The sequence below is a fragment of the Streptomyces sp. NPDC002276 genome (assembly GCF_053891435.1).
On record NZ_JBSFCQ010000040.1, the window covers coordinates 1 to 24,019 of the forward strand.

The 24,019-nt window shown below is 70.6% G+C and carries 22 protein-coding genes and 1 tRNA gene; 8 read left to right on the forward strand and 15 right to left on the reverse strand.

Annotated elements, in window-relative coordinates; all coding sequences use genetic code 11:
* Window positions 1–115: 115 nt before the first annotated feature.
* From ACWIHT_RS46280 to ACWIHT_RS46295, 4 genes are read right to left on the reverse strand one after another with little or no spacing between them, the layout of a single operon-like run.
* Window positions 116–433 (reverse strand): DUF202 domain-containing protein, encoded by a 318-nt coding sequence (locus ACWIHT_RS46280; RefSeq protein WP_456174673.1) that lies wholly within the window; start codon window positions 431–433, stop codon window positions 116–118.
* Window positions 430–822 carry a YidH family protein gene (locus ACWIHT_RS46285; RefSeq protein ID WP_456174674.1) on the reverse strand — a complete coding sequence of 131 codons (393 nt, stop codon included), beginning with the start codon at window positions 820–822 and terminating at the stop codon, window positions 430–432. Before ACWIHT_RS46285 ends, ACWIHT_RS46280 begins: the two co-directional genes overlap by 4 nt.
* A gap of 10 nt (window positions 823–832) precedes the next feature.
* Window positions 833–1,354, reverse strand: coding sequence for an NUDIX hydrolase (locus tag ACWIHT_RS46290; RefSeq protein ID WP_456174675.1), 522 nt, complete (start codon window positions 1,352–1,354; stop codon window positions 833–835).
* Between the two features lie 29 nt (window positions 1,355–1,383).
* The gene (locus tag ACWIHT_RS46295) at window positions 1,384–2,277 is read right to left on the reverse strand and encodes a DMT family transporter (RefSeq protein ID WP_456174676.1); all 894 of its coding nucleotides are present in this window, start codon (window positions 2,275–2,277) and stop codon (window positions 1,384–1,386) included.
* Window positions 2,278–2,630: 353 nt separating this feature from the next.
* On the opposite strand from ACWIHT_RS46295, the gene ACWIHT_RS46300 reads away from it, so the two are divergent.
* The 4 genes from ACWIHT_RS46300 (at window position 2,631) to ACWIHT_RS46315 (ending at window position 6,697) form a co-directional block, all read left to right on the forward strand.
* Entirely contained in the window at window positions 2,631–3,581 is a 951-nt protein-coding gene (locus tag ACWIHT_RS46300) for a hypothetical protein (RefSeq protein WP_456174677.1), read from the forward strand.
* A 37-nt stretch (window positions 3,582–3,618) separates the two neighbouring features.
* Window positions 3,619–5,187 carry an APC family permease gene (locus ACWIHT_RS46305; protein WP_456174678.1) on the forward strand — a complete coding sequence of 523 codons (1,569 nt, stop codon included), beginning with the start codon at window positions 3,619–3,621 and terminating at the stop codon, window positions 5,185–5,187.
* A 135-nt stretch (window positions 5,188–5,322) separates the two neighbouring features.
* Window positions 5,323–6,078: a molybdopterin-dependent oxidoreductase gene (locus ACWIHT_RS46310; RefSeq protein ID WP_456174679.1), complete on the forward strand. Its 756-nt coding sequence runs from the start codon at window positions 5,323–5,325 to the stop codon at window positions 6,076–6,078.
* A complete protein-coding gene (locus ACWIHT_RS46315; RefSeq protein ID WP_456174680.1) occupies window positions 6,062–6,697 on the forward strand; it encodes a cytochrome b/b6 domain-containing protein in 636 nt (211 codons plus the stop codon). Before ACWIHT_RS46310 ends, ACWIHT_RS46315 begins: the two co-directional genes overlap by 17 nt.
* Before the next feature lie 6 nt (window positions 6,698–6,703).
* On the opposite strand, the gene ACWIHT_RS46320 is transcribed toward ACWIHT_RS46315, so the two are convergent.
* The 6 genes from ACWIHT_RS46320 to ACWIHT_RS46345 form a co-directional block, all read right to left on the reverse strand.
* Window positions 6,704–7,642, reverse strand: coding sequence for a hypothetical protein (locus tag ACWIHT_RS46320; protein ID WP_456174681.1), 939 nt, complete (start codon window positions 7,640–7,642; stop codon window positions 6,704–6,706).
* Window positions 7,639–8,586 (reverse strand): hypothetical protein, encoded by a 948-nt coding sequence (locus tag ACWIHT_RS46325; protein WP_456174682.1) that lies wholly within the window; start codon window positions 8,584–8,586, stop codon window positions 7,639–7,641. Before ACWIHT_RS46325 ends, ACWIHT_RS46320 begins: the two co-directional genes overlap by 4 nt.
* Window positions 8,587–9,033: 447 nt before the next feature.
* Complete coding sequence (locus ACWIHT_RS46330; protein ID WP_456174683.1) at window positions 9,034–10,131, reverse strand: L-idonate 5-dehydrogenase; 1,098 nt, start codon at window positions 10,129–10,131, stop codon at window positions 9,034–9,036.
* Window positions 10,132–10,148: 17 nt separating this feature from the next.
* Window positions 10,149–10,907 (reverse strand): SDR family oxidoreductase, encoded by a 759-nt coding sequence (locus ACWIHT_RS46335; RefSeq protein WP_456174684.1) that lies wholly within the window; start codon window positions 10,905–10,907, stop codon window positions 10,149–10,151.
* Window positions 10,908–10,917: 10 nt separating this feature from the next.
* Window positions 10,918–12,315 (reverse strand): GntT/GntP/DsdX family permease, encoded by a 1,398-nt coding sequence (locus tag ACWIHT_RS46340; protein WP_456174685.1) that lies wholly within the window; start codon window positions 12,313–12,315, stop codon window positions 10,918–10,920.
* A 39-nt stretch (window positions 12,316–12,354) separates the two neighbouring features.
* Window positions 12,355–12,873: a gluconokinase gene (locus tag ACWIHT_RS46345; protein WP_456174686.1), complete on the reverse strand. Its 519-nt coding sequence runs from the start codon at window positions 12,871–12,873 to the stop codon at window positions 12,355–12,357.
* 130 nt (window positions 12,874–13,003) lie between these two features.
* Here ACWIHT_RS46345 and ACWIHT_RS46350 point away from each other — a divergent pair, with 130 nt between their 5' ends.
* Window positions 13,004–13,705 carry a FadR/GntR family transcriptional regulator gene (locus ACWIHT_RS46350; protein ID WP_093624811.1) on the forward strand — a complete coding sequence of 234 codons (702 nt, stop codon included), beginning with the start codon at window positions 13,004–13,006 and terminating at the stop codon, window positions 13,703–13,705.
* 4 nt (window positions 13,706–13,709) lie between these two features.
* Here the strand turns inward: ACWIHT_RS46350 and ACWIHT_RS46355 are convergent, their stop codons facing one another.
* The 5 genes from ACWIHT_RS46355 to ACWIHT_RS46375 all read right to left on the reverse strand — a co-directional run bounded on the left by ACWIHT_RS46355 (window position 13,710) and on the right by ACWIHT_RS46375 (window position 20,553).
* Window positions 13,710–14,102, reverse strand: coding sequence for a YchJ family protein (locus ACWIHT_RS46355; protein WP_456174687.1), 393 nt, complete (start codon window positions 14,100–14,102; stop codon window positions 13,710–13,712).
* A 19-nt stretch (window positions 14,103–14,121) separates the two neighbouring features.
* Window positions 14,122–14,853 (reverse strand): hypothetical protein, encoded by a 732-nt coding sequence (locus tag ACWIHT_RS46360; RefSeq protein WP_456174688.1) that lies wholly within the window; start codon window positions 14,851–14,853, stop codon window positions 14,122–14,124.
* A gap of 50 nt (window positions 14,854–14,903) precedes the next feature.
* The gene (locus ACWIHT_RS46365) at window positions 14,904–16,247 is read right to left on the reverse strand and encodes a M1 family metallopeptidase (protein WP_456174689.1); all 1,344 of its coding nucleotides are present in this window, start codon (window positions 16,245–16,247) and stop codon (window positions 14,904–14,906) included.
* 80 nt (window positions 16,248–16,327) lie between these two features.
* A complete protein-coding gene (locus ACWIHT_RS46370) occupies window positions 16,328–20,191 on the reverse strand; it encodes a Pls/PosA family non-ribosomal peptide synthetase (protein ID WP_456174690.1) in 3,864 nt (1,287 codons plus the stop codon).
* Window positions 20,192–20,468: 277 nt separating this feature from the next.
* Window positions 20,469–20,553: transfer RNA gene (locus ACWIHT_RS46375), tRNA-Leu, on the reverse strand.
* 200 nt (window positions 20,554–20,753) lie between these two features.
* Here ACWIHT_RS46375 and ACWIHT_RS46380 point away from each other — a divergent pair.
* From ACWIHT_RS46380 to ACWIHT_RS46390, 3 genes are all read left to right on the forward strand, one after another.
* Entirely contained in the window at window positions 20,754–22,079 is a 1,326-nt protein-coding gene (locus tag ACWIHT_RS46380; RefSeq protein WP_456174691.1) for a M20/M25/M40 family metallo-hydrolase, read from the forward strand.
* 160 nt (window positions 22,080–22,239) lie between these two features.
* The gene (gene chpH, locus ACWIHT_RS46385) at window positions 22,240–22,473 is read left to right on the forward strand and encodes a chaplin ChpH (protein WP_019059153.1); all 234 of its coding nucleotides are present in this window, start codon (window positions 22,240–22,242) and stop codon (window positions 22,471–22,473) included.
* A 182-nt stretch (window positions 22,474–22,655) separates the two neighbouring features.
* Window positions 22,656–23,855 carry a chaplin gene (locus ACWIHT_RS46390; RefSeq protein WP_456174692.1) on the forward strand — a complete coding sequence of 400 codons (1,200 nt, stop codon included), beginning with the start codon at window positions 22,656–22,658 and terminating at the stop codon, window positions 23,853–23,855.
* The last annotated feature ends 164 nt before the right edge of the window (window positions 23,856–24,019 follow it).

Here is a 24,019-nt window from a genome sequence, read left to right on the forward strand (position 1 = left end):
CCTCTGGTGTTGTCACAGTGGACGGCGTGGGGACCAGCTAAGCGGCGGGCTCGCCGTACCGCCACGCCCCGCTCCCGTGCGTCGGCGGGTGCCGGGCCGTGGTCCATTCCGCCTCTCAATACACGAGCACCGCCGCGCATATCGCCACGGCCACCGTGCACAGCACCGCCGTGGTGGCTTGGCGGGGGGTCAGGGGTGGGGGTGCGCTGGTGGTCGCGAGGGTGGTGATGCGGATGTGGGCCACTGTCAGGAAGCCCAGCCAGAGTGCGCAGCACAGGGCGCAGATGATGATGCCTTCGGCGTTGATTCCGCCGTGCAGTGCCGCTTTTGCTGCCAGGACCGCGGCGATTGTGCTCGACAGGGTCGTGCGGCGCCAGGCCAGGCGGGTGCGTTCGGGTTGTAGGCCCGGGTCGCGGTTCGGGGGGCTGGTCATCCTTCCCAGCCGGCCAGTACGACGATGACCATGGCTACGGCCACGATCGCCACGGCGATGCCGAGCAGTGCGGGGAAGCGGGACACGGGCAGGTCCTTGCCCTGGCGCATCGCCCGTTCGCAGCGCACCCAGTGGTTGACCGCGCGCAGTGAGCACAGGACGCCTGCCGCGAGGAGGGCGAGGGCCAGGCCTACTCGCCAGGCCCAGCGTAGGTCCGGGAGGAACTGGTCGACCGCGAAGCCGCCGCCGATCAGTGCGAGCGCGGTGCGCAGCCAGGCGAGGAAGGTGCGCTCGTTGGCCAGGGAGAAGCGGTAGTCGGGAGTGCTGCCCTCCTCACTGATCTGCTGAGGCGCGAACCACAGTCGGACGTTCCGTGCGAAATCGATCACGGGAGCGACCCTATCCGGCCGTCTTGGAGTGGTACTCCCTGAGTCGTTCGTAGGCCGCCAGGCCGTCCGGTACCCATTCCCAGTCGTTCAGGCGTCGTTCGATCTCCCCTTCCTCCAGGAAGGCGTGCCAGTCGACCTCTTCGACCTGGGGGCTGATCGGTAGTTCGCAGCGCACCTCGTACACCGCCGACCACCAGGTCCGGCCGGCGCCGTCGTCGTACAGGAACTTGAAGAGGAAGCCGGGTTGGGGGAGGCCGGTGACGCCGAGTTCCTCCTCTGCCTCGCGCAGGGCCGCGTCGTCGTAGGACTCGCCTGTGCCGACCACTCCGCCGACGAACATGTCGTAGAGGGAGGGGAAGACCAGTTTGGTGGGGGTGCGGCGGTGGACGAAGACTCGGCCCTGGGCGTCTCGGGTCTGGATGAAGACCGCGCGGTGGCGCAGGCCCTGGGCGTAGGCCTCGCCTCGTGGGGACTGGCCGGTCACGCGGTCGTGTTCGTCGACGATGTCCAGGATTTCGTCTGCTGCGCTCATGGCCCCATCCAAACAGAGGGGGGAGGGGGTCAGCGGGGCTGGAGGTTCAGGGTCGGCCGCGGTTTTGTCGTGCCGCTCGGCATCGCGGGGTGCATGCCCAGGAGCAGGATGCCTACGACGATTCCGGCCAGGCCCACCGCCTCCCAGGCCAGCGCGCCGGTGTCGGTGCGCAGTCGGTCGCCCAGGAAGCCCACTCCGCAGATGATCCCGGCCAGCGGCTGGGCCGCGGTGAGGGCGGGGAGCGACATGCGCAGGGGGGCCGTTTCGAATGCGCTCTGTACGAGGACCAGGCCCGTCACGCCGAGTGCCAGTACTCCGTACGGTTGCCAGCCGGTGACCAGTTCGGTGAGGCCGCCCTCGGTGAAACGCTGGCCGCTGACCCGGGTCAGCGCGTCCTGCACGCCGTAGAGGAGGCCCGCGGCCAGGGCCAGGAGGACCGGGGCCGCGCTGAGGCGGGAGCGTTTGGCGTAGGTCGTGAGGAGGAGGGCCGTGCCCACCATCGCGCCGATGATCAGCCAGTGGCGGAAGGGGTCCGTCACCGCTGTGCCGCTGTGCGGTTCGCCCGCGACGATGAACGTCGTCACTCCGCCGGCCAGGAGTGCCAGGCCTGTCCAGCCCTGGCGGCCCAGGGGTTGTTTTGTCTGCTTGCGGGAGAGGGCCAGGGCGAAGAGGAGGTTCGTCGCGAGGAGTGGCTCTACCAGGGAGACCTCGCCCTGGGACAGGGCTATCGCGCCCAGTACCATGCCCGCGATCATCAGGGCTATGCCGCCGAGCCAGCGTGGTACCCGCATCAGGTCGAGGAGGATTCTCGGGGAGAGGAAGTCGCTGAGGGGTGCCTGCTGGGCCGCGTTCTGCTGGAGTACGAACCCGAAGCCGAGGCAACAGGCCGCACTCACGGAGAGCATCAGAACCAGAACCGACACGCTGCGTACCTCGATCGTTGGGCCGGGCTACGGGGTGCGTTTGGGCGACTGTAGCGCCCCGGGGTCCGGCGTGCCCCTGGAAGTTCCCGGAAGCGGGACCGTGCTGCCATGGTCCGTCGCCGCGCGCCCGAGCGCCATGGCGTACGACACATCGGTTACCCGTGAACGCTTGGGCGCGTACCGTCCCGGGTAGGGGTTGTGGCCACAAGTGCCTTTTGTGAAAAGGTAGTTGACAGGAGTAACAGCCGTACGGCACTTGACGCGAAGTATTGGCTGGGGGTTTGCTGTGCGTGATCGGCCGATGGCACGCCGATGTCCCGCAGCGTCGCGTGAGGATCGTGAGGAATACCCGGGTGTCCCCACCCCCGCCACCCCTCGGACGCCGTAACAAACGTGCGGCCCAGGCATTCGACGCCGCCCTCGACGACGGGGAACTCGTCACCGCGCGAGCCGCGTTGGCCCAGGGACGCTGGCAGGCGGTGCGTGGTCTGCTCGCCCAGACGGGCGACGAGTGGGATCTGCGCGCCCACCGGGTCACCGTCCTCGCCCAGGAGTCCTACACCGCCGCCTGGGCCCGGGACTGGCTGCTCGCCGAGCCCGAGTCCGCCGATGCCTCCGTGCTGCTCGCCGTCGCCCTCGTCCAGCGCGTGCTGGCGGGCAAGGAGAAGCCGGTCCGGGCCCGTGAGGCGTGCCGTATGGCGGCGGCCCGGGTGCCCGCTGATCCGACGCCCTGGCTCGGACTGCTCCTCCTGGAGCACAGCCTCGGCACCGACGAGGGCGTCGTCCAACTCTTCGACGAGGTCCGCCACCGGCACGCCGACCACCACCACGCCCACCATCTGATGGTGGCCAGGCTGGCCGAGCGCCGGGCCACCGCGGGCCTCGACCCGCTGCACGAGGTCTACGACTTCGCCTACTGGGCCGCCGAACAGGCCCCCGCCGACTCCCCGCTCGCCATCCTGCCGGTCGTCGCGCACACCGAGCGCTACCGCGTGCTGGCCGCCGTCGGCCTGGAACCCGCCGACCCGGCCGCCTCCGAGCACTGGTCGGGACGCCGGGCCCGGCAGGTGATGAAGGCCGCCTTCGACTGGTGGCTGGAGTGGGAGCACGAGGGCCATCCGCGCCGCCTGGTCGACCTCAACTTCCTCGCCCACGCCAAGTACTACGAGGGTCGCGCCGCCGAGGCCGCCGCCCTGTTCCACCGCATCGGGGAACACCCGACCCCGGCCCCCTGGTCCTACCCGGACCGCGACCCGCTCACCGCTTTCCGTGCCGCGCGCGACCATGCGCTCGGTACGACGTAACGCCCCCCCGTAGCGACCCCGAAAGGACGTTCCCGCCATGACGACGGGCAGTTCCAGCACGAGCAGCGCCACCGCGGACGGCGGCAGCAGCAGTGGCAGTGGCAGTGGCATCAGTACCTTTAGGGGGCAGGAGCGCGCCCTGCGTGCCGACCGCCTCGGCACGGGGGGTCTGCTGCTCTCCGTGCTTGCGGCTACCGCGCCCCTCATGGTGGTTGCGGGTGTCATGCCCACCACATTTGCGGTGATGCGGATCGAGGGGCAGCCGCTGCTCTTCGTCCTTCTTGGGGTTGTCCTGGTCCTCTTCAGCGTCGGTTACGCCGAGATGAGCCGGCACGTCCACAACGCGGGTGCCTTCTACGCCTATATCTCCCGGGGGCTCGGCGGTACCGCCGGGGCGAGCGCGGCCCTGGTGGCGCTCGTCGCGTACAACGCCCTCCAGGTCGGCATCTACGGCATCTTCGGCTTCGAGGTCTCCGGGCTCTTCTCCACCTACGCCCATGCCCAAGTCGCCTGGTGGATACCGGCGTTGGTGGCCGTGGCCGTCGTCGGGGGACTGGGCTGGCTGAAGATCGACGTCAACGCGCGCGTGCTCGGTGTGCTGTTGATCGTCGAGGTCGCGCTCGTTGTCATCTTCGATGTCGCGGCCGTCGCCGACCCGGCCAAGGAGGGGCTGTCCCTGCACGCCTTCAACCCCGACACCCTCAGCGGCGCCGGGGTCGGCACCGCCCTGTGCTTCTGCATCGCCGCCTTCCTCGGCTTCGAACAGGCCCCGGTGTACGCCGAGGAGACCAGCCGCCCGCACATCCTGGTGCCCCGCGTGATGTTCCTCGCGGTCGGCGGGGTCGCCGTCTTCTTCGCGCTCAGCTGCTGGGCGATCACCGTGGCGACGGGGCCCTCCCAGGTCGTCGGCGTCTCCCAGAAGCAGAGCGCGGGCCTGCTCTTCTACCTGACCGAGTCCCGGCTCGGGGGCACCTTCACCGACATCCTTCACGTTTTGTTCGTCACCGGGATGTTCGCCGCCATGCTCAGCTTCCACAACGTCGTCGCCCGCTACGCCTTCGCCATGGGCCGCGAGGGCCTGCTGCCGTCCGCCTTCGGCCGTACGACGGGCTCCAGCGGCGCCCCCGGCACCGGCTCGCTGTTGCAGACCGCCGTGTCCGCCGTGATCGTGATCGTCTTCGCGGTGGTGGACGACAAGCCGACCGGCGACCCGACCGAACCGGTCCTGCACCTGTTCACCTGGTTCGGCAACATCGGCGCCCTCGGTGTGATCGTGCTGATGGCCGCCGCCTCCCTCTCGGTGATCGTCTTCTTCGCCCGCCGCGGCTCCGCCGGCGCCCAGGCCTGGCGGCTGGTCACCTCCGCGCTCTCCGGCATCGCGCTCGTCGTCATCGCCGTCTACACCGTCAAGGACTTCGACGTCCTGGTCGGCGCGGGCCCCGGCTCGTCCCTGAGCTGGATCCTGCCCGGCATCGTCGGCCTCGCCCTGCTCGTCGGCCTGGCCCAGGGACTGTTCCTGCGCTCCCGCAACCCCGAGGCGCACGCCCGCATCGGGCTCGGCAACGAGGCGTTCCAGCTGGACAAGGCGGCCACGGAGACGCCGTAGGAAGCCGTGGGCGAGCTGTTGCCGGGCTGTCGCCGAGCTGTCGTCGCTGAGAAGCACGTAAGAAGTGGTTACGGAAGTCTGACGAGCATCCGCGATCCCTGGCCGCGCCGGGGTCGCGGGTGTTCGAATGAGTGCGTGAACCCTGAACCGACCGAGTCGCCCGAGCCGTCGGAGGAGGAGAAGGAAGCACAGGGCCGGCCCATCGGCCGCCGTGTCCTTCTCGGCACCCTCGGCCTGGGCGCCCTCGGTGTCGTGTCCGCGCCCGTTCTACAGAAGGGCATGGACGGGTTCCTGGGTGCCGTCTCCGGCAAGGACCCCACAGGGCTGACCGGACTGCTCCCGAACGGCGGCGGCTTCCGCTACTACTCCGTCACCGCGTCCGTGCCGAACAAGAACGCCCAGAACTACCGGCTGACCGTCGACGGCCTGGTCGACAGACCGGCGACCTACACCCTCGCCGATCTGCGCGCGATGCCGCAGACCCGGCTGGTCAAGGACGTCCAGTGCGTCACCGGCTGGCGGGTCCCCGGGACCCCCTTCGAGGGGGTGCGACTGTCCCGGCTCCTGGACGCCGCGGGAGTGCGCGCCAAGGCCGGGGCGGTTCGCTTCACCTGCTTCGACGGCGCCTACACGGAGAGCCTCACCCTCGACCAGGCCCGCCGCTCCGACATCCTGGTCGCGCTGCGCATGCAGGACAAACCCCTGGGCCACGACCACGGCGGCCCGGTCCGCCTCTACGTCGCCCCCATGTACTTCTACAAGTCCGCGAAGTGGCTCTCCGGCATCACGGTCACCGAGCACGTCAAGCCCGGCTACTGGGAAGATCGGGGCTACGACGTCGACGCCTGGGTCGGCAAGTCGAACGGACGCGACGATGACCCTACGAGCTGAAGCCCACGCCCCGCAGACGGAGCCCTCGGCCCGGATCCGCCGCTTCGGCCGCACCGAGCGCTGGGTCCACCGGACCACCGCCGCGCTCATGGGCATCTGCGTGGCCACCGCGGCCTGCCTCTACATCCCCGAGTTCGCCGAACTCGTCGGCCGCCGCCAACTCGTCGTCCGTATCCACGAGTTGGCCGGGGTCGCGCTCCCCGTACCCGTCCTCTTCGGCCTCTTCTCCCGGGGCTTCCGCGTCAACCTCGGCTTCCTCAACCGCTTCGGCCCGCACGACCGCGTCTGGCTGCGCGGCGCCCTGATGCGCGACAAACGCCGATCGGCGCGCCCGGCAGACAAGTTCAACGCCGGCCAGAAGATCTACGCCAACTGGATCGCCGGCGCGACCCTGGTGATGCTCGGCACGGGCCTGATGATGTGGTTCACCCACCTCACCCCGATCATGTGGCGCACCAGCGCGACCTTCGTCCACGACTGGCTCGCCCTCACGATCGGCATCGTGCTGGGCGGCCACATCGGCATGGCGCTCGGCGACCCGGAGGCGCGGGCGGGGTTGCGTACGGGGACTGTGAGCAGGGAGTGGGCCAAGCGCGAACACCCGCTGTGGAAGCCGTGAGGGCGGTCAGCACTCCCTGGCCCGGTAGGCGCGCCCGCTGACGTACTCCACGCGCAGCCCGGGGTCCCCGTCCCGCAGTACGTAGAGGGTGCCGTCCCAGGGGGCCCAGTACCGCGGTACGAGGAACAGGCGGTCGCCCGAGACATGGAACAGTCGCAGCCCGGCGTACCGGAAGTGGTAGGGGCTGCCCTTCTCCGCGACGGCCGATACGCAGCTGCCGCCGCCGCGGATCAGCAGGTCCTGCTTGCTGAACACGACGACGGCCGGGAATCCGTCGTCGACTGTGGCGGTCGTCTCGGCGGCGCGGCCCCGGCCGACGATCTCCGCGTACGCGTACACCGCCCAGAACAGCGAGACCACGGCGACCAGCAGGGCCGGAACCCAGATACGCGCCGCCCTCCGCCGGTCCGCGGGCCGCGTGTACGCGTACGCGCTCAGCAGCACGCCCGCGAGGATCGCCAGCGGGACGACGAGATTCAGGGCGCCCGGAGCGACGTAGTAGAGGGCGAGCAGCGGGAGCGACGGCAGCCAGGCGTACCGCAGGACGCGCAGGACCCTCGCGGTGCGTTCCGGGTCGCGATCCTCCCGGTGGTGGAGGGCCGCTGCCGCCATCCACACGGCCGCCGCCACGAGCACGGGGAAGTAGAGCGCGTCCACGCTGCGCAGCAGGTAGTCGGCGGTGGAGAACCGGAAGAGCGTGTCCCGCAGCCCGAGGGCCCGCGTCTCGGCGTCCGTGCTGGCCCAGCCGAAGTAGAACAGCACGGCCGTGAAGAGGGAGAGCAGCGAGCCGACGGTGCCGAGGAACTCGACCCATTTCGGGGGGCCGGGGGTGGGAGTGGGGGTGGGCGTGGGGGGTGGTTCGGGGGTTGGGGCCGGTGGGTCGGGCGGGAGTGGTGGGTTCGGGGGGTCGGGTGGGCTCGGTGGTTCTGGTGTGGGGGCGTTCACCGGGAGTGGGCGGCGTCGGTCGAGGGGGATGTCCCCGGGGAGGTGACCGGCGAGTCGTCGGGGGAGGCGGGGGCGGTGAGGGTGAAGGCGTTCTTCAGGGTCACCGGCGTTCCCCCGTTGTGGGAGAGGCTCACGGTGACCTTCTGTCCGTAGCCTCCCGGCCCCGGATCTGGGACGACGACCTCGAAGGTCTCCTGGTCGGGCGGTTCGGTCGTGGGGTCGGGGTCGTCCCCGGGGAGGTCGGCCGGGACGTCGGCGATGGTCATCGTGCTCGCGCCGCCGAGAAGTTCCGCCTTGTCGAAGTAGATGCCGCCGACCGTGACGGTGATCGTGTCGCCCGGCTTGGCCGCGCCGTCGGCGCCCGCGTGCACGGAATCGATCCGGAAGCGGCAGACCGCTCCGCCGCCGCCCGCCGCGGAAGCCTTCAACTTCACGGTGGTGGAAGGGTGTTGCCCGTGGAAGCGGAGGATTCCGCCGAGTGCGGTGTAAGCGGCACTGCCCTTGCAGCCTTTCAACTTGCCTTGGAGCGCGGCGTAGTCCGAGGCCGCGAGATCCCAGTCGCCGCCCTGGCCCTGCACGGCCTTGCACGCCTCGGCGAGTCCGCGGAGCACCCGCCAGTTGTCCTTGTTGTGGTCGAGATCGGCCGGGATCTGCTGGGCGGTGTCCGCGCAGCTCGCCGGCTTCTCACCGAGCAGGTCGTAGACGACCTCGGGGTCGATCTGCGTGTCGGTGTTGGGCGAGTGCGGCCCGGGGGGTAACCAGGCGGGGCCTTCTATGCTGCCTCCGCCTCCGCCGCCGCTTGTATGGCCCGATCCGCCGGAACCGCTTGAACTTCCCGAACCGCCAGACCCGTTGGATCCGCCCGAGCCACCGGATCCGCTTGAACTTCCCGAGCCGCTCGATCCACTGCCACCGTTCCCGTCGGGCGGCTTCCAGGTGGGCATGCCGCCACCTGTACTGCCGGTGCCACCCGTGCTGCCAGTGCTGCCAGTACTTCCGGTGCTGCCCGCGCCGCCCGTGTTCCCGGTCCCGCCCCCGTCCTGCCCTCCGTTCGCGGTCCCGCCGACGGCGCTCGTGCCCCCGTCGCTCCCACCTTCGGACGACTTGCTCGCGGTGTTTCCGTCGCCACCGCCGCACGCGGCCGCGGTCCCGATGGCCAACGCCCCCGCGAAACACAGCGCCGATATGCGCACGCCGAGCGAAACCCCCATGACGCCCCCCGTTGCGGTCGCCCCCGGGCTTGCCTCGCCGGGCCGGTGGCCGCGCGCGGACCCCAGTGGGTTCCCTCATGATGGGACGGCCCGCCGCGCCCGGGAAGGCAATGCGCCCAAGATGCGAGAGCAGGGGCGAATCGATGCTCGGGGGGCAAGGCAGGGGGCTGACGCCCGGGCTCAGGAGGCGAGTCGGGTGGGGTGAGTTCGGTTCAAGGCGCGCAGCCCTGCCGCACCCCGCAGGACCCGCTCACCCCCCCCGAAGTCCAGCAGCACCTTGCAGGACCGGCTCCGGTCGGCCGCCAGCGTGAACGCCGACTCGGCGTTCACGACCGGTACCACCGCGCTGACGAGCGCGTCGAACGCGGGCTCCACGGCGAGGAGTTGGAGCGCGTCGTCGAACTCCGTGTCGAAGCGGAACGCGCCCCGCAGTTCGATTTCCCGGCTGACGACCAGATTCCCCGCGAAGGGACTCTGCCCGGGCGGCAGCATCCCGAGCTGCACGACGGCCCCGCCCCGCCGCACGAGCCGCAGACAGGTGTCCAGCCCGGCCGCCACCCCGGACGCCTCGATGGCCACGTCGACCTCCGACGGCCACCCGGAGTCCTCCGGATCATCGGCCCGTACGACGGTGTCGGCACCGGCCGCGGTGGCGTAACTCAGGGCTGCCGGAAGGAGATCGGTGACCGTGACGTGTGCCGCGCCGGCCGCCTTCGCCGCCGCGACGACCAGGCAGCCGATCGGGCCCGCGCCGGTGACCAGCACCCGGCGTCCGGTCACGTCCCCGGCCCGCCGTACGGCGTGCAGGGCGACGGAGAGGGGTTCGGCGAGGGCGGCCCGGCGGAGGTTCAGGCCTGCTGGGATGGCCCTCAACTGGTCTGCGGGGACTGAGACTTGGGCCGCGAAACCGCCCTGTACGTGCGGGAAGCGGGCCGCGCTGCCCAGATACGCGGTGTCCCGGCAGACGTTCCGCCGACCGTCCGCGCACTCGGGGCACACCCCGCACGGAGTGGCCGGGTGCACGGCAACTGCCGTACCGGGGGCGGGACCTGAGCCTCCGGGACCGTAGGACAGGATCGTGCCGACCACCTCGTGGCCGAGCAGCATCGGTTCCTTGAGGCGGAAGTCGCCGACGCCGCCGTGGCGCCAGTAGTGGAGGTCGGAGCCGCAGACGCCGCCGTAGCGGACGGCGACCAGGGCCTGGCCGGGGCCGGGCTCGGGGACCGTCAACTCCTCGACGCGCAGATCTTCCTGACCGTGAATCACACAACCCAGCATGTCCGGACTCCCGTTCTCTACAGCACGCTCGTCATGCCGCCGTCGACGTACAGCACCTGTCCGCTCACGAAGTCCGCGGCGGGGGACGCCAGGAACAGCACTCCACCGACCAGGTCGTCCGTGGTGCCCCAGCGGCCGGCGGGCGTGCGCTTCCGGACCCAGGCGCTGAACTCCTCGTCCTGGACGAGGGGTTGGGTCAGTTCCGTCTCGATGTAGCCGGGGCCGAGGCCGTTGACCTGGACGCCGGACGGGCCCCAGTCGGCGCACATGCCCTTGGTGAGCATCTTCAACGCGCCCTTGGTGGCCGCGTAGGGCGCGATGCCGGGGCGGACCACCTCGCTCTGGAGCGAGCAGATGTTGATGATCTTTCCGTGGCCGCGTTCCGTCATGCGGCGAGCCGCCTCACGGCCTACCAGGAACGCGCTGGTGAGGTTGGTGTCGATGATGCGGTGCCAGTCGGAGTCGGTGAACTCCAGGAGCGGGGCGCGCAGTTGCATGCCCGCGTTGTTGACCAGGATGTCCAGCGGGCCGACCCGGTCTTCGATGTCCTTGATTCCGGTGGTCACTGACGGGCCGTCAGTCACGTCGAAGGCGGCGGTGTGGACGTCACCTGGGAGTCCGGCGGCTGTCTTGGTGAGGCGGTCGCCGTCCCGGCCGTTCAGGACGACCGTGCAGCCGGCCTCCAACAGGCCCTGCGCGAGGGCGAGTCCGATGCCCCGGCTGGAGCCGGTGACCAGGGCCGTACGGCCACTGATGTCGAAGAGAGGATGACTCATTCCCGTACCCCTAGATCACGAGCGAGAGGAGGAGGACCAGTCCGCCGGCGACCACCGAGATGATCGTCTCCATGACGGACCAGGTCTTGAGGGTCTGGCCGACGCTCAGGCCGAAGTACTCCTTCACCAGCCAGAATCCGGCGTCGTTGACATGGCTGAAGAAGACCGAGCCCGCGCCGATCGCCAGCACGAGCAGGGCGGTGTGGGTCGAGGACATGTCGGCGGCCAGTGGCGCCACCAGACCGGCCGCCGAGATCGTGGCCACCGTCGCCGAACCGGTCGCCAGCCGGATCGCCACCGCGATCAGCCAGGCCAGCAGCAGCGCCGGGATCGACCAGTCCTTTGAGATGTCCAGGATCATCTGGCCGACACCGGAGTCGATCAGTGTCTGCTTGAAGCCGCCGCCCGCGCCGACGATGAGCAGGATGCCCGCGATCGGCATCAGACCCTTCTCGACGGTCGAGGACAGCCGTTCCTTGGTGAAGCCGGCCGGGCGGCCGAGCGTGAACATGCCGACGATGACGGCCGCGAGCAGCGCGATGAGTGGGGAACCGATGACGTCGAACACGCGCTGCACGGTGTGCGTGGGGTCGTCCACGATGATGTCGACCAGCGCCTTGGAGAGCATCAGCACGACCGGCAGCAGGATCGTGGCGAGGGTCGCGCCGAAGCCGGGACGGTGTTCCAGGTCCTCGGAGGGGCGCTGCGGGAGCATGCGGTCGGGCGCCTGGACGTCCACCCAGCGGGCGGCGACCTTCGAGAACAGCGGGCCCGCGATGATCACGGTCGGGATCGCGACCAGCACGCCGAGCGCGAGGGTCAGACCGAGGTTGGCTTTGACGGCGTCGACGGCGACCAGCGGCCCGGGGTGCGGCGGGATCAGCCCGTGCATGACCGACAGACCGGCGAGTGCGGGGATGCCGATCCGCATGAGGGAGTAGTTGCCGCGCTTGGCGACCATCAGCACGACCGGGATCAGCAGGACGATGCCGACCTCGAAGAACAGCGGCAGCCCGATCACCGAGGCGATCAGGACCATCGCCCACGGCATCGACCGGGGGCTCGCCTTCGCGAGGATCGTGTCGACGATCTGGTCCGCGCCGCCGGAGTCGGCGAGCAGCTTGCCGAGGATCGCGCCGAGGGCGATCAGCACGCCCACACCGGCGACCGTCGAGCCGAGCCCGGTGGTGAAGCTGGTGATGGCCTTGTCCAGCGGCGCCCCGGCGAACGCGCCGAGCGCGAGCGAGCCGATGGTCAGCGCCAGGAAGGCGTGCATCTTGAACTTGGTGATGAGCAGGACGATGACGGCGATGCCCGCCAGTACGGCGATGCCCAGCTGAGCGTGGCCGGCCGAGGTGATGGGCTCGACGGGGTCCGCTGCCAGCATCTCGACGCTGAGTCTGGTCACGGTGGATTCCTTGCGGATATGAGAGAGGGATTAGGGGTGTCAGACGGTCGGCTCGGGGACCTGTTCCAGCGCGGTCGTCGCCCGCTCGGCGATCTGCTCCGGGGTGCCGCCGACGTCCACGGCGACACCGGCCTCGTCGGCCTCCAGCGGCTGGAGCGTGGCGAACTGCGAGTCGAGCAGCGCGGTCGGCATGAAGTGCCCGTGCCGGTGCGCCATCCGGTCCTCGATGAGCGCGCGGTCGCCGGTGAGATGCACGAAGACGACCCCGGGGGCGGCGGCCCGCAACCGGTCGCGGTACGACCGCTTCAGCGCCGAGCTGCTGACCACCCCGCCGAGTCCCGCGCGCCCGTGCGCCCAGGAGCCGATGGCGTCCAGCCAGGGCCACCGGTCCTCGTCCGTCAGCGGGTGCCCGGCCGACATCTTGGCGATGTTGGCCTGCGGGTGGAAGTCGTCGCCCTCGGCGTACGGCACGCCGAGCCGGGCCGCGAGCAGGGGACCGATGGTGGTCTTCCCGGTGCCCGCTACGCCCATCACCACGACGACATGGGGGGTACGCATCGCTGCCTCACTGTCTCCGTCGACACCTGATGTCGATCCCACTGAAACCGATTAGGTACGACGAATTCAAGAGTCTGTGACATATAAGTCTGACTTTTTGGTTCGGTGACCCGCCCCGTACGCTGAGTGCATGACCACTCCGGGCCGCGGGTTGCACGGCCGTGTACTCGACTCCCTCGGCCCCGCCATCACCGCGGGCGAGTACCCGCCGGGCAGCGTCCTGCGCACGGACGAGCTGGCCAAGGACTTCGAGGTGTCGCGGTCCGTGATGCGCGAGGCGGTCCGCGTCCTCGAATCCATGCACCTGGTCGAGTCCCGCCGCCGGGTGGGCGTCACGGTCCGCCCCAAGGCCGAGTGGAACGTCTACGACCCGCAGGTCATCCGCTGGCGCCTGGCGGGGGCCGACCGCCCGCAGCAGTTGCGCTCCCTAACGGTGCTGCGCTCCGCGGTCGAGCCGATCGCGGCCGGGCTCGCCGCCAAGTTCGCCACGGCGGAGCAGTGTGCGGAACTCACCGAGTGCGCGATCGGCATGGTCGCCAACTCGCGCGGCCACAAACTGGAGGCCTACCTCGTCCACGACGTGGCCTTCCACCGGGTGATCCTGGCCGCCTCCGGCAACGAGATGTTCGCCCGCCTCGGCGACGTCGTCACCGAGGTCCTGGCCGGCCGCACCCACCACGAGGTCATGTTCGAGGACCCCGACCCGGCCGCCGTCACCCTCCACGTCCAGGTCGCGGAGGCGGTCCGCGAGGGCGACGCGGTCCGGGCCGAGACCCTGACCCGCGAGATCACGATCGGTGCACTCCAGGAACTGGACATCCTGGCGCCGTAGTTGCTCAGTCCTCGATGAACTCCCCGTCGACGTACACCCACGCCCCGTCGACCCGCTCGAACCGGCTCCGCTCATGGATCGCGCCGCCCGTGTACGACGCGCGGAACGTCACGGTCCCCGCCTGGTGGAACGCCGACCCGCCGCCCGTCTCCAGGACCTCCAGCCCCGTCCACCGCATCCCCGGATCGAGGTCGAGCGGTTCGGCAGGCCGCGTCCGGGGGTGCCAGGTGCGCAGCAGATACGGCGCGTCCAGTCGCACGAAGGCGGTGTAGCGCGAGCGCATCAACGCCTCGGCGGTGGGGGCGGGGGCGGTGGCTGAGTGGTAGCGGCCACAGCAGTTGTCGTAGGGGGTGGGGAGGCCGCAGGGGCAGGTGGGGTTGTTGGTGCGTCTGGGCATGGAGGACATTGTGCCGGGCCTACGCCCGCGGGCGCTCGGGGGTGACGCGGAGCGGCAGTTGGACGTAGGCGTCCTCGGGCAGCCTCGTCTCCTTGTCGCGGGTGAGCGCCGCGCAGGCCAGGAGCGAGGGCGGCTCGTCGGCAGGAGGGTCGGTGTCCTCGTGCGTGGGTGCGGCGCCGATGAACTCCACGAGGAGGGCGCCGGTGACCCGACTCCCTATCTGCCGAACGAAGTTCGCCGGGAGCGTCCACTCGACTCCCTGGTGCAGGATCCCGCCGGGACTGCGGTGCACGCGCCTGACGAACCACTCCTCGTCCCGCATCTGCGGTGCGCTGCGTGCCCTCAGGTGCGCGGCGGCGGACATCATCGCGTTGATCTCGGGAAAACCGACCAGGTCCGCCGTGAGTTTGCCGGTTGCCTCCAAGACGGGCCCGGCCGCCCGCAGGTCCCGGGCCAGCGTGGTCCGCCACGCCCGCTCGTCCGCCACCGGCGGCAGGTGGTACACGACGGCCTGGACGTCCTTCACCCGCCAACCACCCATGGCCGGGAACAACAGCGTGACCTTCACGGACGGCGCGTCGTCCCCCGTGTACCCGAGCGACCAGACGTAGAGATACCCGGTGAAAGGGCGTCCTGTGTCCGATCCCGTGGTGAACATCCGCTCCAGCGGGACGGATTGCGGCTCGGTCTCCCCGTAGACCTCCAGCCACTCACCCGTCTCCGCGAACCCCCGACTCCACGTGGCTGCCATGAAGCAATTTGATACTCCGTCAGCTCCCCACCCGCAACGGAGCCGACGACTCAGACCGCGATCCCCGTCTCCGCCGAAGGCATCGGAGGCAACCGTGTCCCGTACACCCACGCCTCGAAGAGCTGGTCCAACGGCTCCGAGGTGAACCGGGACGCGTGCGACGTGAACGTCGCTGTTGTCACCGTGCCGTTGCGGTGGACGCTCGCCCAGCTCCGCAGCATGCGGAAGAACGCGATGTCGCCCAGCGCGCAACGCACCGCGTGGACGGTGACGCCGCCGCGTTCGTAGAGGCGGTCGTCGAACATCGACTTGCGGCCGGGGTCGGCGAGGCGCAGGTCCTGGGGGAGCGTGGCGAGCAACCGGTGGGCCGCGGCGGCGTGTTGGTGGGCCGTACGGCCGCCCGAGCGCTCGGACCACAGCCACTCCGCGTACTTGGCGAGGCCCTCGTTCAGCCAGATGTGCCGCCAGTCGGCGATGGACACGCTGTTGCCGAACCACTGGTGGGCCAACTCGTGCGCGACCAGCCGTTCCGAACCCCGGGCCCCGTCAACGTGGTTGGCGCCGAACAGCGACAACCCCTGTGCCTCGACGGGGACATCGAGTTCCTCCTCCGTCACCACCACCGCGTACTCGTCGAAGGGGTACGGGCCGAAGAGGTCCTGGAACAGCTCCATCATCGCGGGCTGGCGGGCGAAGTCCCTTGAGAACTCCGGGAGTAGGTCCGACGGGATGTGTCCGTGCTGCGGGACTCCGCCCAGACCGGGGTCGCCCAGCAGCACCGTCTGGTACTTGCCGATCGACAGGCCGACGAGGTAGCTCGACGTCGGCGCCGACTGTTCGTACACCCAAGTGGTCGTGGAAGCCTTGGTCGTTCGGGTCAGGAGGCGTCCGCCCGCCACCACCGCGTACGCCGACGGCGTCGTGATCGAGATCTGGTACGACGCCTTGTCCGCGGGGCGGTCGTTGCACGGGTACCAGGACGGCGCCCCGATCGGCTGGCTCGCCACCAGCGCGCCGTCCGTCAACTCCTCCCAACCCAGGCCGCCCCAGGGGCTGGCGACCGGCTTGGGGTTGCCCGACCAGTGGACCTCCACGGTGAACGCGGCACCGGCTCGCAGCGGCTTCGCCGGTCGGACGCGCAGTCGGCCGCCGCGGTGCGTGTAGTGCGGCTGGCGGCCGTCCACCCGGATCCGGCCGATCTTGAAGTCGCCCAGGTTCAGCTGGAATTCGGGCAGCGGCGCACGGCCCGCTATCGCGTTGATACGGGCCGTGCCGGCCAGCCGGTTGGGGCCGGGGCGGTAGTCCAGCGCCAGCTCATAGCGGTGCACCCGGTAGCGGGCATCGCCGTTTGCCGGGAAGTACGGGTCCGGACCTGCCGCCTGCTGAACGGTCACTGCTGCGTCTGCTCCCTGCGCTGTGCTCGTATCTCGTACCCGTGCACCGCCCTCCGAAGCCGACGCCGCGTGACCTGTCTTCAGGATCGCCATGACTCGATCGGATTGCCCAGCCAGCGGGTGTCGTCCGGAACGGACTCCCCCGCCATCACGAGTGACGCGGGGCCCAGAGTGGTGCGCGCCCCGACCTCGCTGCCGGGCAGGACGATTCCGCCAGGACCCAGCGTCGCGCCCGCACGGAGGACCACAGTATCCGTCCGCAAGATCCGGTCGTGGAAGAGGTGGGTCTGGAGCACACAGCCACGGTTCACCGTGGAGGCGTCCTCCAAGGTCACCAGGTCGGTCTCGGGCAGCCAGTAGCTCTCCACCCAGACGCCCTTGCCGATGTGCGCGCCGAGCCCGCGCAGCCACGCCGTCAGCACCGGAGTACCCGGCACGGAACCGGCCAGCCACGGCACCGCGACGACCTCCACGAAGGTGTCCGCCAGCTCGTTGCGCCACACGTAACCGCTCCACAGCGGGTGCTCGGCACCGTGGTGCCGCCCGACGAGGGTCCACTTGGCCACGATCGAGATCAGCCCGGCCAGGCCACCCACCGCGAGCAGGACCAGGCCCGACAGGAGCGGCGCCCACGCACCCAGCGCGCACAGCGCGGCCACGGTCAGCACGGCCAGCGCCGCCGAGCAGAACACCGGCACGATCCGGCACAGCTCGACGAGCCCGCGCGCCCACAGCAGCCGGGCCGGCGGGTCGTACGTCCGGCTCTGGTCGCCGCCGCTCGTGCTGCGCGGCAGCTTCACCGGCGGCAGGCCCAGGTACGACGTGCCCTTCTTCGCCTTCTTCGGCGTCGCCGACAGCACCCCGACGAGCCCGCCGTCCGGCACGCTCCGCCCGGGCGCGGTCATCCCGGAGTTCCCGAGGAACGCCCGCCGCCCGATCTCGGCCCGCCCGATGTGCACCCAGCCGCCACCGAGTTCGTACGGCGCGGTCAAGGTGTCGTCGGCCAGGAACGCGCCCTCACCCACGGTCGTCAGGCTCGGCAGCGCGAGCACGGTCGACACCTCGGCGCCCCGCCCGATCCGCATCCCGAGCAGCCGCAGCCACACCGGCGTGACCAGCCCGGCGTACAGCGGGAACAGGGTCTCGCGGGAGAGGTCCATCAGCTGTGTCACGGTCCACGCCTGCCAGCCGATGCGGCTGTGTGTCGGGTGCGTGCCCTCGCGCAGGCCGAGGCTGAGCAGCCGTACACCGATCAGGATCAGCAGCGCGTACGTCAGCCCGAAGGCGAGCGTCGCAGGGACCAGGGCCAGGGACGCGCCCCGCAGGGCCTCGCCGAGACCGTCGCCCGGGGCCACGAACAGGCTGGTCATCAGGAGCGCGACCGCGCCCGCGACCACCGGGAGCATGGTGAGCGCGAAGCCCGTCATGCCGTACATCGCCCGCCAGTACGTGCCGCGCTGCGGGCGTTCCTTGGGCCAGTTGCGCTTGGCCTTGCCGAGCTTGACGGCGGGGGCGCCCGCCCAGCGCTGGCCGGTCGGGACCGTGCCGGTGACGGCCGAACCCGGCGCCACCTCGGCCCGCTTGCCCACCCGGGCGCCGGGGAACAGCATGCTGCGCGTGCCGACGACGGCGTGCGCGCCGACCTTGACCGGGCCGATCTCCAGCCGGTCGCCGTCCAGCCAGTAGCCGGACAGGTCCACCTCGGACTCGACCGCGGCACCGCGGCCCAGCTTGAGCATGCCGGTGACCGGGGGGAGGGAGTGCAGGTCGACGTCCGGGCCGACCTTGGCGCCGAGGGCACGTGCGTACCGCTCCAGCCAGGAGCCGGTCAGCGCGGTCGCGCCGCTGAACTCGGCCAGCCGTTCCGCCGTCCACAGCCGCAGGTGGACGCTGCCACCGCGGTCGTAGCGTCCCGGCTTCACGCCACGCAGCAGGAGGCGGGCGCCGCCCGCGGAGATCGCGAGGCGGCCGGGCGGGCTGAAGAGCAGCAGCGCGCCCGCGCCGACGAGCCACCAGGACGTGCTCGGCAGCCACGCATAACCACTGAGCACGTTGCCGAGCGCGGCCAGTGCCACTGTCCAGCGGAGGCCGACGAGGGTGAACAGGGGGACCAGCGCGAGGAGTTGGATCACCTTGGCGCGGGTCGGGACCGGCGCGATCACGCGTGCCGTGCCGTCGCCCTGCGCCGAGTCCTCCAGGTGCCGGGCCAATTTGCGGAGCGTGGGCTGCTGGTAGATGTCGAGGACGGCCGCGCTCGGGTAGCGGGTGCGCAGCCGGGTGGTGAGCTGGGCGGCGGCCAGGCTGCCGCCGCCGATCGCGAAGAAGTCGTCGGAGGCGGTGCTCACGGGGATGCCGAGCACCTCGGCCCACTGCTCGGCGAGCCAGGCCTCCGTGCCGTAGAGCTGCTCCTTGGCGCCGGCGGTCTCCAGGCCTTCGAGCGGCCAGGGCAGTGCGTTGCGGTCGACCTTGCCGGAGGTGCGGGTCGGGAGGTCCTCGACCGGGGCGATCAACGGCACGAGGGCGGCGGGCAGTTCGGCCCGCAGCTTCTCGACGGCGGAGGGCTGGTCCCAGCCCTCCTGGGTGACGACATAGCCGACGAGAAGTTGGTTGCCGCTGCGGGCAGTTCGTACGGCGGCCGCGGCGCCCGCGACTCCGGGCAGTGCCTGGAGGGCCGCGTCGACCTCGCCCAACTCGATCCGGCGTCCGCCGAGTTTGATCTGTTCGTCGGCCCGGCCGAGGAAAATCAGGCCCTCGGGCTCGGCCTTGACCAAGTCGCCGCTGCGGTACGCCCGTTCCCAGCCGAGCGATTCGAGGGGCGCGTACTTCTCGGCGTCCTTCTCGGGGTCGAGGTAGCGGGCGAGTCCGACTCCGCCGATCACCAACTGGCCGCTGCCGCCCATCGGTACGGGCACCCCGGCCTCGTCGACGACCGCCAACTCCCAGCCGTTCAGCGGGAGTCCGATACGGATCGGCTCGTCGCCGGTCATCAGGGAGGCGCAGGCGACGACGGTCGCCTCGGTCGGACCGTAGGTGTTCCAGACCTCGCGGCCCTCGGTGACCAGCCGCTGCACCAGCTCGGGCGGGCAGGCCTCACCGCCGAAGATCAGCAGGCGTACGTCGGTGAGCGCCTCCGGCTCCCACAGGGAGGCGAGGGTCGGCACGGTCGAGACGACGCTGATGTCCTGGTCCACCAGCCACGGGCCGAGGTCGGCGCCGCTGCGGACCTGGGAGCGCGGCACGGGCACCAGGCAGGCGCCGTAGCGCCAGGCGAGCCACATCTCCTCGCAGGACGCGTCGAAGGCGACGGACAGGCCCGCCATGACCCTGTCACCCGGACCGATCGGGTCGTCGGTGAGGAACAGTGCCGCCTCGGCGTCCACGAAGGCCGCCGCGCTGCGGTGGGTGACGGCGACGCCCTTGGGCTTGCCGGTGGAGCCGGAGGTGAAGATGATCCACGCGTCCTGCTCGACACCGGGCCGGGCGGCCGGGACGTCACTGTGCCCGAGCACGGTCAGCGCGTGCTCGGCGCCGATCACGGCACGGACGTCGGCCTCGCCGAACACCAGCTCGGCCCGCTCGTCCGGGTCCTCGGCGTCCACGGGGACGTAGGCGGCACCGGCGGCGAGTACGGCGAGGATCGCGATGTAGAGGTCGTTGGTCCCGGACGGGACGCGCACACCGACGCGGTCGCCGAGGCCGACACCGGCGGCGGCCAGGGTGCGGCGCAGGGTCTCGACCTCGACGGCGAGTGCGCGGTAGGTGAGGCGGACGGTGCCGTCGTCCAGGGCGAGCTCGTCGGGATACGACCGCACGGACGCGTCGAAGATGTCGACGAGCGTGCGGGCAGAGGCGGCGGGTGCCGCGGAGAATCGTGCCGTATCGCCGAACTGTGTGCGGATCTCTTCGTCAAGCCCGAGAGCACTGCTCTCGTGTATGGCTGCCATCGGTCCTCGCGTCTCGAACCCGGAAACATCCGGGGTGCTGGCGGGCCCGCAGGTATGCCTGGGGTTGTCCAGCTCCAGCTCCGTTCCGTAACAAGCCGGAAATTTTAGTACGACGCTAGGCGCCCCGCCTGCCGACGGCCACTCGGGGAAGCCGAACGGGGGCACTCCGTGAGCGTCCGGCAACGCTCTGACCTGGTGATCTTCGGTCCGAAGGAGACATCCCCCACAAATGCGACGAGGACCGCGACCTTGGTGGTCGCGGCCCTCACCTGCGATGTGTCCGAGGGGGGACTTGAACCCCCACGCCCCGTAAAGGGCACTAGCACCTCAAGCTAGCGCGTCTGCCATTCCGCCACCCGGACAAGGTGTCTGTCGCGCGTGGTTTCCCCCGCGGCGACGAAGGAAACATTACCAGGCTTCCAGGGGTGGCCGATCACCCCCTGTTCCCACCCGCCTCCCGCGTGAACGGCGTGTGACGGGCGCGGACCGCCCTTGGGGTGCGGGCCGGGGAGAGGGAGGATGAAGGGGAGAACCGCCAGCAGTGACAGTGGGAGGAAGCAGCGTGAGCGACACGGGCACGGCCAAGGGCGTCAGCGGTGAGGACGAGGTCGTGGACCTCTGCCGCGAGCTGATCCGGTTCGACACCAGCAACTACGGCGACCACTCGGGGCCGGGGGAGCGCAAGGCGGCCGAGTACGTCGCCGAGCAGCTCGCCGAGGTGGGCCTCGAACCGCAGATCTTCGAGTCGCACCCGGGACGCGCCTCCACGGTCGCCCGGATCGAGGGCACGGACCCCTCCCGGCCCGCGCTCCTCATCCACGGCCACCTGGACGTCGTACCGGCGAACGCGGCGGACTGGACCCACCACCCCTTCTCCGGCGAGGTCGCCGACGGGTGCGTGTGGGGGCGCGGCGCGGTCGACATGAAGGACATGGACGCGATGACCCTGGCGGTCGTCCGCGACCGGCTGCGCAGCGGGCGCAGGCCCCCGCGCGACATCGTGGTCGCCTTCCTCGCGGACGAGGAGGCGGGCGGTACGTACGGTGCGCGGCACCTCGTCGACAACCACCCCGAGCTGTTCGACGGTGTCACCGAGGGCATCAGCGAGGTCGGCGGGTTCTCGTTCACGGTGAGCGAGGAGCGGCGGCTCTATCTGATCCAGACGGCAGAGAAGGGCATGCACTGGCTGAAGCTGACCGTCGCCGGTACGGCCGGGCACGGGTCGATGATCCACCGGGACAACGCGATCACCGAGCTGTCCGAGGCCGTCGCGCGGGTGGGCCGGCACAAGTTCCCGGTGCGGGTCACCAAGACGACCCGGGCCTTCCTCGACGAACTCGGCGACGCGCTCGGCACCCCGCTCGACCCGGAGGACATGGAGTCGACCCTCAAGCGGCTCGGCGGCATTGCCAAGCTGATCGGCGCGACCCTCAGCAACACCGCCAACCCGACGCAGCTGAACGCCGGTTACAAGGTCAACGTCATCCCCGGCGAGGCCACCGCGAACATCGACGGGCGCTTCCTGCCGGGCCACGAGGAGGAGTTCCTCGCCGACCTCGACCGGATCCTCGGCCCCAAGGTCAAGCGCGAGGACGTGCACTCGGACAAGGCGCTGGAGACCTCCTTCGAGGGCGCGCTGGTCGAGGCCATGCAGTCCTCGCTGCTCGCCGAGGACCCGACCGCGAAGGCGATCCCGTACATGCTCTCCGGCGGTACGGACGCCAAGTCCTTCGACGACCTGGGCATCCGTGGCTTCGGCTTCGCCCCGCTCAAGCTGCCGCCGGAGCTGGACTTCGCGGGCATGTTCCACGGCGTCGATGAGCGGGTGCCGGTGGAGGGGCTGAAGTTCGGGGTGCGGGTGCTGGACCGGTTCATCGACGCCTCGTGAGACGTCGGGTGACACCGGTTGACGCGTGAATTCGACCGCGCGTGCGTGGGGCGACTGGGACGAGTGAATGTGCTCATAAGCTCGTAGCTCCATTACTCCCTCCTCGTTACAGGTGATGCGATCGGCAACACGAGATCGCTTTTGCCAACAAGGAGGAATAATGATCAAGAAGGTCGTCGCCGCTGCGGCTGCCACCGGTGGCCTGGTTCTCGCGGGAGCGGGCCTGGCCGTCGCCGACTCGGGCGCTCAGGGTGCCGCTGTGCACTCCCCGGGTGTCGTTTCCGGCAACGTCATCCAGGTTCCCGTGCACGTCCCGGTGAACGTGTGCGGCAACACGATCTCGGTGATCGGTCTGCTGAACCCCGCCTTCGGCAACACCTGCGTCAACAAGTGACGTCGCCCCACTGAGGGGTGACCACGTCCTCGGCCCCGGAGCGCGCGCCATGCGCTCCGGGGCCGACGGTCTTTGCGCGTCTTTTCGCCGGGAATCGGGCGGCGAGTCGCGCGAGGAATTCAGTCAGTCAGTCATTCAGTCAGGAATGACAGCAGGGAATGAAGGCAGGGGGGAATTCAGCAATGCGACAGGTCACGCGCAAGAGTTTGATGACCATGGCGGCGGCGACCGGAGTGATCGCCGCCGCGGGCGGTGTCGCCCACGCCGACTCGGGCGCGAACGGCTCCGCCTCGGACTCGCCCGGCGTACTGTCCGGCAACACCGTGCAGGCACCGGTGCATGTGCCGGTCAACGTCTGCGGCAACACCGTGAATGTGGTCGGGATCCTCAACCCGGCGGTCGGCAACAAGTGCGCCAACCAGGGCGGGGGCAGCGGCGGTCACCACGGTGGCGGGCATGGGTCGTCTGGTGGGTACGGGTCGTCCGTTGGCGGTGGTTACGGCGACTCGGGGGGTTACGGCAACTCCGGCGGGCACGGGGGCTACGGCGGCTCGGGCGGGCACGGGGGCTCCGGCGGACACGGCGTGCACGGCGGCTCAGGGGGCTCGCACGCCGGTGGACACACCTCCGGCTCGCCCGGTGTCGGCTCGGGCAACCACGTCCAGGTACCGATCGACGTGCCGGTGAACGTGTGCGGCAACAGCGTCGACGTCATCGGCATCGGCAACGCCGTCACCGGCAACGACTGCGCCAACGGCGGCGGTTGGAACGACGGCGGCCACCACGGGACGCCTCCGGGCGGCGGCGGGCAGCACGTTGGTGGCGGTCACCATGGTGGGGGTCACCATGGCGGCGGTCAGGATGGTGGCGGGGGGCACCATGGTGGCGGTCACCATGGGGGCGGCCACGACGGTGGTGGCGGTCACCACGGTGGTGGGGGCGAGCACGGTGGCGGTGGCCATCACGGTGGTGGCGGTCACCATGGCGGTGGTCACGACGGCGGCGGTGGCCACCACGGTGGTGGTCATCACGGCACGCCTCCGGGCGGCGGTCACGGGACGACCCCGCCGGGAACGCCGGGCCACCACCCGGGCACTCCGGGCCACCCGGGGACCCCCGGCCACCCCGGAACTCCCGCTCACCCGGGCACACCCGCCCACCCCGCCTCACCGGGCGGCATCTCGCCGATCAAGGGCGGTCACACGCCGACCGGCGCGGTCCACGTCACCCGGCCCGGTGCGCAGTCCGCCGTCCAGGCTCAGGGCGGCCCGCAACTCGCGCACACCGGCGCCGATCTGCCGCTGGGCCTCGCGCTGCCGGTCGGAGCGGGCGCGCTGCTCGCGGGCGCGGTGCTCTACCGCAAGGCGAAGGCCATGGCCTAGCGCCTGGGATCAAGCGCCCGGGAACATGCGATCTGCATGTGATCTGCGCGACGGAGGGGCCCCGCACAGCTTCCGTTCTAGTGGTCGTCGCAACACCCCTGTTCAAGGGGCGCGATGGACTTCGAGATCCGGAAGGTCCGGGAGAACAGCACCACCAAGCCGTT

What these genes read in the sequence shown, in the direction of transcription:
- ACWIHT_RS46280 (WP_456174673.1), bottom strand. Translation starts at nt 433, where the DNA reads ATGACCAGCCCCCCGAACCGCGACCCGGGCCTACAACCCGAACGCACC.
- ACWIHT_RS46290 (WP_456174675.1), bottom strand. Translation starts at nt 1,354, where the DNA reads ATGAGCGCAGCAGACGAAATCCTGGACATCGTCGACGAACACGACCGC.
- ACWIHT_RS46305 (WP_456174678.1), top strand. Translation starts at nt 3,619, where the DNA reads ATGACGACGGGCAGTTCCAGCACGAGCAGCGCCACCGCGGACGGCGGC.
- ACWIHT_RS46315 (WP_456174680.1), top strand. Translation starts at nt 6,062, where the DNA reads ATGACCCTACGAGCTGAAGCCCACGCCCCGCAGACGGAGCCCTCGGCC.
- ACWIHT_RS46325 (WP_456174682.1), bottom strand. Translation starts at nt 8,586, where the DNA reads ATGCCCACCTGGAAGCCGCCCGACGGGAACGGTGGCAGTGGATCGAGC.
- ACWIHT_RS46330 (WP_456174683.1), bottom strand. Translation starts at nt 10,131, where the DNA reads ATGCTGGGTTGTGTGATTCACGGTCAGGAAGATCTGCGCGTCGAGGAG.
- ACWIHT_RS46335 (WP_456174684.1), bottom strand. Translation starts at nt 10,907, where the DNA reads ATGAGTCATCCTCTCTTCGACATCAGTGGCCGTACGGCCCTGGTCACC.
- ACWIHT_RS46345 (WP_456174686.1), bottom strand. Translation starts at nt 12,873, where the DNA reads ATGCGTACCCCCCATGTCGTCGTGGTGATGGGCGTAGCGGGCACCGGG.
- ACWIHT_RS46350 (WP_093624811.1), top strand. Translation starts at nt 13,004, where the DNA reads ATGACCACTCCGGGCCGCGGGTTGCACGGCCGTGTACTCGACTCCCTC.
- ACWIHT_RS46355 (WP_456174687.1), bottom strand. Translation starts at nt 14,102, where the DNA reads ATGCCCAGACGCACCAACAACCCCACCTGCCCCTGCGGCCTCCCCACC.
- ACWIHT_RS46360 (WP_456174688.1), bottom strand. Translation starts at nt 14,853, where the DNA reads ATGGCAGCCACGTGGAGTCGGGGGTTCGCGGAGACGGGTGAGTGGCTG.
- ACWIHT_RS46370 (WP_456174690.1), bottom strand. Translation starts at nt 20,191, where the DNA reads ATGGCAGCCATACACGAGAGCAGTGCTCTCGGGCTTGACGAAGAGATC.
- chpH (WP_019059153.1), top strand. Translation starts at nt 22,240, where the DNA reads ATGATCAAGAAGGTCGTCGCCGCTGCGGCTGCCACCGGTGGCCTGGTT.
- ACWIHT_RS46390 (WP_456174692.1), top strand. Translation starts at nt 22,656, where the DNA reads ATGCGACAGGTCACGCGCAAGAGTTTGATGACCATGGCGGCGGCGACC.